Raw genomic sequence first — 12,389 nt, 5'->3', positions numbered from 1 at the left:
TTGCTCCTATTTCCCAAAAAGATGATAATAATGTCTTAAAATATCCTTCATACCTTGATCTCCATCAGCCAATATATCCATCATATTCTGTGCCTTGGATGCTTTCAGTCCCCTATATCCTCCTGTAGCAATATCGGTAAATAAATTAATTTTACTGATTCCCAATCTTGCCGCTTTCTTTAGATTTTCATCTCCACTGGAAGATCCGCCATGTAATACAAGTGGAATACTTACCGCTCTTTTCAGTTCTTCTAATCTTTTAAAATTTAACTTAGGTGTCCCTGCTGCATATATCCCATGAGCTGTGCCAATTGAAACGGCTACAGAATGTATCCCTGTCTTTTTCACAAACTCCACGCAATCATCAACTTCTGTATATATAGAATCATTTTCTTCTTCATTTTCGTAGTTTTGTCCGGAACCTACATGTCCAATCTCTGCCTCCACACTGACTTCTTTATTTCTTGCATACGCAACAATTTCTTTTGTCTTTTCTACATTCATTTCAAACGAATCATTAGAACCGTCAATCATAACCGAAGTAAATCCTAAGTCGATCGCGTTTTTAATAAATTTCAAATCATATCCATGGTCAATATGAAGGCTGACCGGTACTGTCGCCTTTTTTGCATAATATCTGCCCAATTCGGCAGCTTCTTCTAACGTAAGAAAATTCGTTTTCATATTTCCGCTGTATGCTACGATAATGGGTTTATGAAATTCTTCAGCTATTTCTATATAAGCCTTTAAACTATTCTGATTAAAAAAGTCAGGCGATGGAATTGCATATGTAGATTCATTAGCTTGCTTTAATATCTCTTTTGAATTCACTAACATATTTCTCTCCTGTCAAAACCTATTACGCTGCACCAAATAATTTTGCAATTCCTACCACCAGGATATCAACAATATTTGCCAGCGACGCTCCTGTGACTTTGGTTCCTTCTGCTATTTCCATAACACCCGCCGCACTTATAAATGTAGTCGCTATATCTGCCATAAAATTCATAGAAAGTACAAGTAATACCATAAATATAGTTCCATTTACCAGACCTCTAAATAAATTTCCTTTACTGATCATACATGTCATCCCTGCATAGTAGGGAATCGACGCCAGTATGCCTACCGGAAAATATGTATTGCCCGGAATAATAAAAGCAATCGCAATTGTAATTGGTATTAATAAAAGTCCAAGTGTTATAACTGCGGGATCTCCCAACCCAAAAGCTGAATCACATCCCAGTAAAATTTCTCGATCTTCTCCCAAATGTTTGACCACAAACTGTTTTGCTGCTTTACTTACCGGAGCCAATCCTTCCATAAACAGGCTGACCATCCTAGGAAGCAATACAATGACCGCTGAAATTCCTACTGCGACTTGGATCATAACAGCTGGAGTCTGTAAGGTAATTACAGCCATAAAAAGCCCTACAATAAAACCTACGATTGCGGGATCCCCCAACACGCCGAGCTTTTTATTGATCCAGGATAGATTTATATTGATCTTATTGACATGTGGAATTTTATCCAAAACTTTATTTGTGACAAAAACAACTGGTATTGCTGCCAAAGTCGAACTCTTTGTTGTACAAGTAGTTCCTTCATATCCAAAATATTCCTGCCACCATGGAGCAATTTTATCGCCTACAAAATTAATAAACACCATAAGAGCCATGGCAAACACAAAACTGATAATCACTGCTGGAGCGCCTGTTATTCCCGCATTTCCTAAAATATAATACAAAATAGAAGCCGACATCAAAATATGCCAATAATTCCAAATGTCAATATTTAATGTTTTGATCACCTTTGCTTTAATAAGAACAAAATTAAGAATCACTCCACCCGGTATAACAACTGCTGCAAACGGAGATGTCCATGCCGCCGCAGACAGTGTCTGCCAGCCGACATCAATCGTCGTAAAACTGCGTGAAGCGCCTGATCCTGCATAATAGTCGATGATAGGCTGTATCGTAGTTGTCAGCAGTGAAATAACAAGTTTTAATCCCTGAAAACCAATACCAAACAGTAAACCGCTTTTGAATGCTTCAAAAAATTTCATTCTGAAGATCAATCCTAAAACAGTAACAATAATCGGTAAAAAGGCAATTGCTCCTATATTCAAAATTTCTTGAATGATATTAGTTAATATTTCCATATAAACCCTCCTATCTAATGTTCTCTTTTCCCTTGCATTTTCTGTTTTTTAAAGTTTTGCCGCAACTTCTTCCAACAGATCTCCACATTTCTTTTTTGCCGCTTCTTCCCCTATACCAGTAATCAAAGCTGTAACGCTCATAAGCGGAACTGGCAATTCTTCACGATACATATTCGTTGTCAACACAACATCGACCTGACTCGCCTTAGATACTACTTCGCTCATATTGCTTTTCTGTATAGCTGCCTCGATTCCCCGCTCTTCACAGATCTCACGCACGCTTTGTGCCGCAAGTGTAGAAGTCGCAATACCACTTCCACATGCAATCAAAATCTTAATTGGTCTTTTTTGCATATTTTCACCTCCTTTTATCGCTGTTCTTTATTAAATTGTTGAATTTCATAAAATTTAATCATATTTATGATATCCGTCTTACTTTCTGCTGAAAAAAGCAATGTCTGCATTTCATGATTTGCCATACAACGTACCATATGAAAAAAAACAGAAAGATAACTATTTTCGTCTGGAATACTAACCGCTAAAACGAACTTCACCGGATCATTTCCTTCATGTCCAAATTCTATTGGAATTTTTAATCTGATAAAACTGATTCCCAAGCTTACTGCTCCGTCACGCGGTGATGCATGTGCGATAGCAACACCAGGAGCAAACACGATATACGGTCCGTTTTTGCAGACTAGATCAATCATTTTCTTTGTATACTTTTCTGAGCAATGTCCTGTTTCTTCCAACATTTTCCCAGCGGCGCAAATTGCTTCTTCCCAGTTATCTACCTGCTTATCAAGCGCCATCATTTCTTTCCGAAGTATTTTATAAAACCATTGATCTCCCTGCGTTTTTTCTATTGTCAACTTATACTTCTGATTCAGCCTGTCCAATTTTTCTTCTGAAGAAAAAAGCGCGATCGTATCATTTTCTGAAATAATTTTATTATATTCTTCTACATAAGACAGAAGCCTGCTGATTTCTTTTTTATACTGCCTGTTTTTCTTTTTTTCTCTTATATGATTTTCTTTTATATAATTTTGGATCTTTATGATATCTTTCTCGTATAAAAGCGGATTAATCTGAATTGTCATATTCATTTCATCTTTTAACGGCACAGTAGATATCACCATATCAATATTGCTCCTGTCATACTTTTCCAATTTATGTACTGGGATTATATCTTCCACGTTAATATTAAAATTAGATTTTAATTTCACTTTTAACAGCATTGCCGTACAAAGACCGGCAGGACATATAATTAATGCAGATACTGACTGTTGTTCTGTTTTCAATACTTCAAGCGCTGATGCGATGTGCATGACTATATAGGAAATTTCGTCCTTTTCCATCTTTTTTCCGATCATCCGTTCAATATCTTTGATATTTTCTGCTACATGCTCAAATATTTCTGGATACATCTGCTCTAGTTCTTCGCACAAAGGATTTTGTGTTTTATACTCATTGTTTCTTAGATGATAGATAGTAGATTTAATATGTTCCATCAAAGATTCATAATTCTGATATCCTATCCTCTCTTTGATATCCAGGCTCATACAGACTGTCCACACAAAAGACGCGATAATCATCTGTGTTGTCACCATCTCCATATCTCCAGCAAAATCTCGTCCCGCTATCTTAAAATTATCCATCAAGATATCATTAAAACTCTGTACCTCTTCTTCCGTGACCTTCCCTTCATAACCTGACTTTTTTAAAACTTTTTTCAGTAATTCTAAAGCTGCTTTGCTAAATTGATTTTCCATAGTTACAGGCGAGGAGCCTATTATATTCCCCTGTAATATCCGATTGACCGTTATTAGCAGATAGGTTTCGATTGCCTTAAATGCAGTATCTAAAAAATCCAATTTATAATCCTCTTCATATTGAAGAAGTGACTGCCTAATATATGTCCCATCCACCAGTTCCTGCATAACCTTATCTATCAGCCTGGAATATATCCCGTCCTCCTGCTCCAATCTTATGCATAATCTGTAAGCAAGACGCCGGATCTGAAGTTCATCACCCAAAATACGATATCCCTTCTTTGTTCTGGCTTCTAAAATAATTCCCTCTTCAGCAAGTTTATTCTTTATCTCCAAAATTTCTTTTGACATAGTACTTCTGGAAACAAATAAACGATCTGCCATATAATCTGTTGTTGTATAATCAGCCCGACAAATAATCATGATAATAGCAACTGTTTGTCTTTCTTCAGCTGATAAACGATACTTATAAAAATTGCTGTCTTTGACCGTCCTTTGTACTTCCTTCTGAAATCTCTCACTGTCCTGGATATAGATATATCCTTTAGAAATAGTAATCAGATTTTCTTCGCCAATAACCTCCTGTAATCTTTGTATATCATTTCTCAAAGTTCTTTCTGAAACCCGGAATTCATCTGTCAGATCTTTGATTGAAATTTTATCCTTCATTAACAATTTAGTTATAAGAACATCTTGTCTTTTTATCATCTTTCCACCTGTCTTCCGAAACCACAAAACTTTTTTTCTATATCATCACTATATCATAGGCATATCGGCACAAAAATATTAAGTTTTTTCGTATTTTTATTGTTTTTTGCAATAATTTACACTCTATTTTTTTCACTATTTTTCTATTCATTCCTATAAACTCTTTCTGGTCGATATGTACATTTTTTTTGCCTTTTTTTAGTTACTGATGACATTGTCCATTTAGACGTCCGGGATTATACTGATTACAGAAAACAACGAAAAGCAAATTTCCAAGGAGGCTATACAAATGGCAAGTTTATCACTAAAAGGAATTCAGAAAATCTATCCAAACGGATTCCATGCAGTAAAAGATTTCAATCTCGATATTGAAGATAAAGAATTTATCATCTTTGTAGGACCATCAGGATGTGGTAAATCTACAACTCTTCGTATGATCGCAGGCCTGGAAGATATCTCCGGCGGTACTTTAGAGATTGATGGAAAGGTCATGAACGACGTGGAACCAAAAGACCGTGATATCGCGATGGTATTCCAGAACTACGCTCTGTATCCACATATGACCGTATATGACAACATGGCTTTCGGTCTGAAGCTTCGTAAAGTACCTAAGGCTGAGATCGATAAAAAGGTCAAAGAAGCAGCTCGTATCCTTGATCTGGAAAAACTTCTTGACCGTAAACCAAAAGCTCTCTCCGGCGGACAGAGACAGCGTGTTGCCATGGGACGTGCGATTGTTCGTAATCCAAAGGTATTCCTTATGGACGAACCACTTTCCAACCTGGATGCAAAATTAAGAGTGCAGATGCGTATCGAGATTTCCAAGCTGCATGAAAACCTGGGCGCAACCATCATCTACGTAACACATGACCAGACAGAGGCTATGACTCTTGGTACAAGGATCGTTGTTATGAAAGACGGTGTCGTACAGCAGGTAGATACACCGCAGAACCTGTACAATACACCTTGCAATTTATTTGTTGCAGGATTTATCGGTTCTCCACAGATGAACTTCTTAGACGCTGTTGTAGGCGTAAAGGGAAATGACGTTACTCTGACTATCGGAGAACATGTATTGAAAGTTCCAGCTTCTAAGAAACAGGCGCTGATCGACGGCGGTTACGACGGAAAGACAGTTGTTCTTGGTATCCGTCCGGAAGATGTACATGATTCTGAGGCATTTATCAGCAACTCTCCTGAAAGTGTCATCAAATCTACAATCAAAGTGTACGAGCTTCTTGGTGCAGAAGTTTACTTGTATTTCGATGTAGAAGGTACACAGATGACTGCTCGTGTAAATCCACGTACAACTTTAAGAACCGGAGACAAAGCTGTGTTTGCTCTGGATATGGAAAAGATTCATCTTTTTGACAAAGAAACTGAATTGACGATTACAAACTAATGCATTACAATGAAGAATAGCAGCTTAGCAAACGCGAAGAAGCTATTCCGTGCAGATACATACTGCACAGATGATGCCTAAAATACTAAAAGGCTGCACTTCATGTGCGGCCTTTTTTGTAAAAATCATTGTATAGAAGAGGTATTTATGGAACAGACACCTGCATTAAAGAAGGCACTGGGTGAGTTAAAAAGAATTACCGGTATTTCCCTGGATATGCCCCCCTGCCTCCTATGAGGAGATGGAAGAAGCCGTCAGACAGATCCACTGTCTTACTATTGCGTATAAAGAGAAGTATAATAAAACAGATTTTTTATACAGCCTCTTAAACGGGAACATCCAGACATGCGAGCTCAAGGAACGCGCGTCTCGTCTGCATATTCAGCCGGAACAATTGCGGATTTTATTTCTTTTAGAAACGAAAACTGCCTATGACGATACTGTACTGGAGATTTTAAAAAATATATTTCCTGCACAGGCAAAAACCTATCTGATTCCTGTAAATGCACAAAGAATCGCTGTTTTAAAACCAGCGGATCCAAAAGACAGCAGTCCGGATGATTGTACTAAAAGCGCACGGATGATCGTAGATACGTTGAATACAGAAGCGCTGGTCCATGTGCAGGTATCCTTTAGTTCTCTTCTTCATTCTCTGGCAGACTTGCCGGGCGCTTATGAAGAAACCAGTCTTGCCCTCAAAGTCGGGAAACTCTTCTTCTCAGAACAAACTGTGTTTCCCTATAACAAATTAGGTATAGGCCGTCTGATCTATCAGCTTCCGGTACCGTTATGTGAAAGCTTCTTGAAAGAACTTTTTGGTGAAGAACTTCCTCAAGCATTTGAAGAGGATACATCTGTCACGATCAATAAGTTTTTCCAAAATAATCTGAATATAGCAGAAACATCCAGACAGCTGCATATGCACAGGAATACGCTCATATATCGATTGGAACAGGTAGAGAAACGAACGGGTCTGGATATTAGAAAATTTGAAGATGCAATGACATTTAAGATTGCTATGATGGTCATGAACTATTTACAGACAGAAAGGAACCTTTAATTATGAATGATGCTATGTATGAACAAATTGTTGCCCGGAAGCCCAGACCTTATGATCTGCTTATCAGGATCCTGATCGTACTCCTGATCGTCGCGATCATCTTCTTTGGCATGCCTTTGATCGGTATGATTGCTTTACTCCCGGCACTCGTGGTAGGCTTTCTTGCTTACTATATCATCTTTCCACGCCTGAATGTGGAATATGAGTATTCTATTTTAAACCATGATATACAGATTGATGCCATTTACAGCAAAGCCAAAAGAAAAGCAAAACTGGGATTTGACATCCAGCAGGCAGAGATCATCGCTCCTGCAAAATCTCCGCGCTTGCAGTCCTACCATGCGGAAAAGACATATGACTTTACATCCGGTGAGGCTGCTGCCAAAGTATACGCGATCATGATTTCCCTGGAGCAGAAAAATTCCTGTGTTTTGATCGAACCGGATGACAAGATGCTCGATCACATGAAACAATGGATGGGTATGAAATTATATCAAGATTAAAAATCATATATGAGAAACTTACGTTTTGCCTATTAAAAAACGGTATAGCCACGAACGACTATACCGTAATTTTTTAAAGATCCGCCTTGTCCCCTACATTTCTTTATATGCAGGAGGCAAACAGATTCCTTTCTATTTTTTATTCCAATTTGCAGCAGCTGCCACCATTTTATCAAGAATTTCTAAAAATATTTTTTGATCTTTTTCAGAAATACCTGCCAAACAAACATCTCTGAACTCTTGTGCTATATCTGTCAATTTAGCGTTTATCAAGCGACCTTTATCAGTTAATACAAGTATTTTCTTCCTTTTATCATTGACATCCCCTTGTCTTAATATTAATCCTTCTCTTTCTAGTCGATCAAGTATGCCCGTAATAGTCGGCTCTTTTGCACCCATTAGATCAGCTAACAGCTTCTGAGTAAGATTACCTTCTCGATTTATATAATACATGGCAATCCATTGTGATTTTGTAACACCATGCCTTATAAGTCTGTTATTTAATGAATCTGATAAAGTTTTAGATGCAACATTTGTTACAAACGCTACACAACAATCCAAATCAAACAAGAAGATTTCCCCATTCTATATCCATATTGATTTAATGATATTTTCAATATATAAATCCTTATAGATTTTTCCCAGTAAATTGACTTTTAACTTTTCAACTTTTTTCAAGTCCAACGTATCGCTAAAAACATCAACATTATTAATTATATCATTATTTATATAAATATCAAGGGTTAGGGGTTTTCCTTTTATTATAAAAATACGCTGTATTTGTGCTTTTTCTTTTTTGCCAAATATCCATTCATGACTTTTTAACATTTTACATGTATGTATCTCATCCGAATGTACGACATGTTTGATGAATCTTGCGTTCGTATATATTTTTTTAAACGATATAAGCAGACTGTTTTTTAAACTCTCAACAGAAATAGAAGGAATTAATTCTTTTAAATTTACGACCCGGCTTTGTACAGATTTTATCCCCTTGCCAACAAATTTACTCATATCAGGTGTTAGGCATTTTAAAAGTATGGATAAATCAAGATCTACCATTAATGTACCATGAATTAAAAATTTTTCTTCATCTTCGAGCCAGGCCATTCCTGAAAATTTTTTTCCATTTGATAATAAATCATTTCTGCCTTTTAATTCTGCTTCAATCCCCTCTTCTTTTAACGCATTCAAAATGATACGCATCCATTGATCTACATTTTTATTTTTCTGATCCGATATAAAAGTAAAGTTAAGATTACCTAAATCATGATATACACAGCCCCCGCCAGTAAACCTTCTTACCGGAAGAATATTTTGTTCCTTAATATATTCTAAATCAAGCTCTTTATATATATTTTGGTTTCTTCCCATTACGACGCAAGGTTTATTTCGCCATAATAAAAAAATGACTTCATCCTCTGATAAATGATTATAATAACTATATTCCCGTGAGATATTAGTATAAGGATCAGTAGAATCCAAAACAACAATTTTTGCATCCATCACATGTGCACTCCTCTGCCAATCAGATCAAGACATGCCTCATGAATTACTTCTGCAGTTGTCGGATGAGCAAATACAGTATGTGTCAGTTGGGTAACTGACACATTGTTTTTCATAGCTATTGTAATACTGGAAATTAAGGAGGACGCATCTGGCCCGCAAATTACAGCTCCCAATATTTCCCCCTTTTCCGATGTCAGAAGTTTTATAAATCCCTTGTTCTGATTCATAGTCAATGCTTTACCATTTGCAATAAATGGAAATCGGGAAGATTTATATTTCCTATTTTGATTTTTTAAATCTTGCTCACTATAACCTATAACCGCTATTTCCGGATCCGTGTATACAACGGCTGGTACATGTATATCTTTTACTTCTCTTTTTTCTCCCAGCATATGATCAACAGCCGCCATAGCTTCATGAGATGCTAAATGGGCTAATTTTAACCCGGAGGACACGTCGCCGATCGCATATATATTTGATACATTTGTCTGTTTATATTCATTGACTATGATACTGCCATTTTGAGGATTAAACTTAACAGATGTATTTCCGAGGCCAAGTCCATCAATATTCGCTTTTCTGCCCGTAGACATCAAGACTTTATCAGCAATCGATGAATACATCTTCCCATTTTTTTCAAAAGTAACTACATACTTTTTTTCTACAGTTTCTTTGATATTTACTACCCTGCTTGAAGTACTTACATGAATATTTTTTTCTTTACATACTCTTTCCATCTCTCTGCCGGCATCCGGATCCAACATTGGCAAAAGGCGGTCTTGAAACTCTACAATATGTACTTTTGAGCCAAATGTATTATATATAAATGCAAATTCTGATCCGATCACACCTCCTCCGATCACCAAGAGTGTGTCTGGTATTTTGTTTAAACGTAAGGCTTCTGTCGAATCGATCACACCATCCAGATCATAGCCTTCTACTTTTAATGTATCTGGCACAGATCCTGTAGCAATGATCATATTTTTTGCCTGTATTCTTTTATCGCCAACTTTTACTAATTTGTCATTGATAAATTCAGCTTTTCCCTCAATGAATTCTATCTTATTTTTATCGATTAGATACTCTATGCCTGAAACCAATGTATCTACTACAGAATTTTTCCTCTGTAAAACTTTTTCGATATTAACAAACGCATGAAAATCTCCTTCTATACCAAATAACTCCATTTCTTTTAATGCAGCATAAAAATGAGCCGATTGAACAAGAGATTTCGTTGGGATACATCCTATGTTTAAACAGGTTCCTCCAAGTTTAGACTTTTCAGCCAATGCCACATCCAAGCCTCTTTTACAGGCATAAATGGCTGCAACATATCCTCCGGGACCTGCTCCTATAACCAACAGATCCTTTTCAATGATCTTAGCATTAGTATCAGTTTTTACTTGTAAATTTTCATCCAGCAATATCAACACTTCATTTGCTGTTACTTCTTGACCTTCTTCTACAAGTATCTCTTTAATATAGCCGTCTGCACTAGCTTTTATCTGCCGATTGCCTTTTGCTGTTTCTATTGAGCACAAAATTTGATCCTTTTTAACTTTTTCGCCTACATTAATATTGATCTTACCGACAATACCGGGCTTTTTACCTGGGATCATAGGAACTTTTACTTCTATCATGGCATATCTACCCTCTTCAAATAGAGGGCTGTTTGATAACAGCCCCAAATAAATCTATTCTACGACTACTTTTGTTAATTTCATTGGTACTCCATTTTGTAAACAATCGCCAACGGGGCATCTGGACTCGATAAATTCAGCATATTTTTCTAACTCTTCTTGACTCGCATTGGATTGAAAATGCATAGAATAGCGGATTTCCTGATAACCGTTTCTTACGCCTTCAGCGAGCCCCATAAATCCATCAGGATCCAAATCTCCTTCAAGTTCTACGTGAAAGCCTTCAAGATGAATTCCATTCGCTTCTGCAAATGCAAATGCTACTATTGATTGGCAAGATCCTAACGCACATAATAAAGCTTCAACCGGATTCATGCCAGTATTTGTGCCGCCCAATCCTTCCGGTTCATCCATGATCAGCTTAAAGCCTCTGGCTTCAGATTCCACTTGTAAACCTTCTGTTGTTTTTCTTGCAATTACCTTAAAAGTTTCTTTCATTTTTTCTCCTTTCTTTCACTTCTTCCCAATGCATTTTTCTTAGCTAGCTAATACTTAGTATACTATGTTTTTATTACACTATAAGATATAGTATCGTCTAAAAACTGTCAACCATTTTGCAGATTTTTCGTTTTTTTATACAAAAAAGGTTCTCCTATGACTCCTCATAGAAGAACCTTATATATTTTTTTCTTAAAAGAATCCGATTTTCCAGCTCTTACTCTCCCGCCAGATATTTACATGCCGCCAGTCCTGCTACGGCGCCGTCCGCCGCCGCAGTCGTAAGCTGCCGCACTTCTTTTGTCCGGCAGTCCCCTGCCGCGAATACGCCCGGGCAGGAAGTCAGACAATCTTCTTTCGCCTCAATAAATCCACCTTCATCTAACTCCACTAACGCTTTAAATCTGTCATTCTGCGGAATATGCCCGATCGCGACAAACACGCCGGACACTTCTATCTGAAAATCTTCCTCTGTCTTTTTATTATGCAGGATAAGACCTTCCACCATAGATTCTCCCAAAATGTCTTTCACTGTAGCGCTTAAAACAAACTCTACGTTTTCCTTTTCTTCCAGACGTTTCACCAGACTCTTTTCGCCGCGAAATTCATCTCTTCTGTGTACCAGATATACTTTCCGGCAATAGTTGGACAAAAACTCTGCGTCCTGAAGGGCCGTATTTCCTCCTCCTATCACTGCCACATCTCTGCCTCTGAAGAATGCTCCGTCGCAGGTTGCGCAGTAGGAGACTCCCGCGCCCACCAGTTTCTCTTCTTTCTCTATTCCAAGATGACGATGCGTGACTCCTGTTGCCAGGATCACCGAACGGCATGGATACGCTTTTTCGGAAGTCTCCAGGACAAACATCCCTTCTTCTTTTGTCACTGCGCTCACTTGGTCTACTATTGTCTCTGCCCCCAGCTTCATCGCCTGATCTAACAGATTCATGGAAAACTCACTGCCGCTTACACTGGCGATTCCCGGATAATTCTCCACATTTGTAGAGGAAGTGATCTGTCCGCCGAAATTTGTTCCTTCTATAATGACTGTACGCTTCCCGGCGCGCTGTCCGTAGATCGCCGCTGTCATCCCGGCTGTACCGCCGCCTATGATTCCAATGTCATACATACCCTGCTGCCTC

12 protein-coding genes are annotated in these 12,389 nt (G+C 37.8%); 3 read left to right on the top strand and 9 right to left on the bottom strand.

Annotation, left to right across the window (positions count from 1 at the left end):
- Nucleotides 1–6 precede the first annotated feature (6 nt).
- From WKT01_RS06415 to WKT01_RS06400, 4 genes are read right to left on the bottom strand one after another with little or no spacing between them, the layout of a single operon-like run.
- Entirely contained in the window at nt 7–837 is an 831-nt protein-coding gene (locus tag WKT01_RS06415) for a class II fructose-bisphosphate aldolase (RefSeq protein ID WP_282923897.1), read from the bottom strand.
- Between the two features lie 22 nt (nt 838–859).
- Nucleotides 860–2,158, bottom strand: a complete 1,299-nt coding sequence (locus tag WKT01_RS06410; protein WP_282923896.1) for a PTS transporter subunit IIC — start codon at nt 2,156–2,158, stop codon at nt 860–862.
- A gap of 48 nt (nt 2,159–2,206) precedes the next feature.
- Complete coding sequence (locus tag WKT01_RS06405; protein WP_282923895.1) at nt 2,207–2,512, bottom strand: PTS sugar transporter subunit IIB; 306 nt, start codon at nt 2,510–2,512, stop codon at nt 2,207–2,209.
- 14 nt (nt 2,513–2,526) lie between these two features.
- A complete protein-coding gene (locus WKT01_RS06400; RefSeq protein ID WP_340311652.1) occupies nt 2,527–4,638 on the bottom strand; it encodes a BglG family transcription antiterminator in 2,112 nt (703 codons plus the stop codon).
- 289 nt (nt 4,639–4,927) lie between these two features.
- Here WKT01_RS06400 and WKT01_RS06395 point away from each other — a divergent pair, with 289 nt between their 5' ends.
- The 3 genes from WKT01_RS06395 to WKT01_RS06385 all read left to right on the top strand — a co-directional run bounded on the left by WKT01_RS06395 (nt 4,928) and on the right by WKT01_RS06385 (nt 7,603).
- Nucleotides 4,928–6,040 carry an ABC transporter ATP-binding protein gene (locus WKT01_RS06395; protein ID WP_059066646.1) on the top strand — a complete coding sequence of 371 codons (1,113 nt, stop codon included), beginning with the start codon at nt 4,928–4,930 and terminating at the stop codon, nt 6,038–6,040.
- 241 nt (nt 6,041–6,281) lie between these two features.
- Complete coding sequence (locus tag WKT01_RS06390) at nt 6,282–7,100, top strand: PucR family transcriptional regulator (RefSeq protein WP_340311650.1); 819 nt, start codon at nt 6,282–6,284, stop codon at nt 7,098–7,100.
- A 2-nt stretch (nt 7,101–7,102) separates the two neighbouring features.
- The gene (locus WKT01_RS06385; RefSeq protein ID WP_340311648.1) at nt 7,103–7,603 is read left to right on the top strand and encodes a DUF6106 family protein; all 501 of its coding nucleotides are present in this window, start codon (nt 7,103–7,105) and stop codon (nt 7,601–7,603) included.
- 132 nt (nt 7,604–7,735) lie between these two features.
- Here WKT01_RS06385 and WKT01_RS06380 read toward each other — a convergent pair whose 3' ends face one another.
- The 5 genes from WKT01_RS06380 to trxB all read right to left on the bottom strand — a co-directional run bounded on the left by WKT01_RS06380 (nt 7,736) and on the right by trxB (nt 12,376).
- On the bottom strand, nt 7,736–8,173 hold the full coding sequence (locus tag WKT01_RS06380) for a MarR family winged helix-turn-helix transcriptional regulator (RefSeq protein WP_340311647.1): 438 nt from the start codon (nt 8,171–8,173) through the stop codon (nt 7,736–7,738).
- Nucleotides 8,174–8,188: 15 nt separating this feature from the next.
- Nucleotides 8,189–9,109 carry a lipoate--protein ligase family protein gene (locus WKT01_RS06375; RefSeq protein WP_340311646.1) on the bottom strand — a complete coding sequence of 307 codons (921 nt, stop codon included), beginning with the start codon at nt 9,107–9,109 and terminating at the stop codon, nt 8,189–8,191.
- Nucleotides 9,109–10,752 carry a dihydrolipoyl dehydrogenase gene (lpdA, locus tag WKT01_RS06370; protein ID WP_340311645.1) on the bottom strand — a complete coding sequence of 548 codons (1,644 nt, stop codon included), beginning with the start codon at nt 10,750–10,752 and terminating at the stop codon, nt 9,109–9,111. The genes WKT01_RS06375 and lpdA overlap by 1 nt, the downstream gene beginning before the upstream one ends.
- A 54-nt stretch (nt 10,753–10,806) precedes the next feature.
- Complete coding sequence (locus WKT01_RS06365) at nt 10,807–11,250, bottom strand: OsmC family protein (RefSeq protein ID WP_340311644.1); 444 nt, start codon at nt 11,248–11,250, stop codon at nt 10,807–10,809.
- A gap of 217 nt (nt 11,251–11,467) precedes the next feature.
- On the bottom strand, nt 11,468–12,376 hold the full coding sequence (gene trxB / locus WKT01_RS06360) for a thioredoxin-disulfide reductase (RefSeq protein ID WP_340311643.1): 909 nt from the start codon (nt 12,374–12,376) through the stop codon (nt 11,468–11,470).
- Nucleotides 12,377–12,389: the final 13 nt, after the last annotated feature.

The organism is Mediterraneibacter sp. ICN-202921 (genome assembly GCF_037890075.1).
GTDB lineage: Bacteria > Bacillota > Clostridia > Lachnospirales > Lachnospiraceae > Mediterraneibacter > Mediterraneibacter massiliensis.
Note: the sequence above shows the minus strand (reverse complement) of the source record. Positions and strands in the feature narration are given on the sequence as shown.

Excerpts from the sequence above, each read along its gene's own strand:
- WKT01_RS06395 (WP_059066646.1), top strand. The coding sequence starts at position 4,928 with ATGGCAAGTTTATCACTAAAAGGAATTCAGAAAATCTATCCAAACGGA.
- WKT01_RS06410 (WP_282923896.1), bottom strand. The coding sequence starts at position 2,158 with ATGGAAATATTAACTAATATCATTCAAGAAATTTTGAATATAGGAGCA.
- WKT01_RS06385 (WP_340311648.1), top strand. The coding sequence starts at position 7,103 with ATGAATGATGCTATGTATGAACAAATTGTTGCCCGGAAGCCCAGACCT.
- WKT01_RS06390 (WP_340311650.1), top strand. The coding sequence starts at position 6,282 with ATGGAAGAAGCCGTCAGACAGATCCACTGTCTTACTATTGCGTATAAA.
- lpdA (WP_340311645.1), bottom strand. The coding sequence starts at position 10,752 with ATGATAGAAGTAAAAGTTCCTATGATCCCAGGTAAAAAGCCCGGTATT.
- WKT01_RS06375 (WP_340311646.1), bottom strand. The coding sequence starts at position 9,109 with ATGGATGCAAAAATTGTTGTTTTGGATTCTACTGATCCTTATACTAAT.
- WKT01_RS06365 (WP_340311644.1), bottom strand. The coding sequence starts at position 11,250 with ATGAAAGAAACTTTTAAGGTAATTGCAAGAAAAACAACAGAAGGTTTA.
- WKT01_RS06415 (WP_282923897.1), bottom strand. The coding sequence starts at position 837 with ATGTTAGTGAATTCAAAAGAGATATTAAAGCAAGCTAATGAATCTACA.
- WKT01_RS06400 (WP_340311652.1), bottom strand. The coding sequence starts at position 4,638 with ATGATAAAAAGACAAGATGTTCTTATAACTAAATTGTTAATGAAGGAT.
- WKT01_RS06405 (WP_282923895.1), bottom strand. The coding sequence starts at position 2,512 with ATGCAAAAAAGACCAATTAAGATTTTGATTGCATGTGGAAGTGGTATT.
- trxB (WP_340311643.1), bottom strand. The coding sequence starts at position 12,376 with ATGTATGACATTGGAATCATAGGCGGCGGTACAGCCGGGATGACAGCG.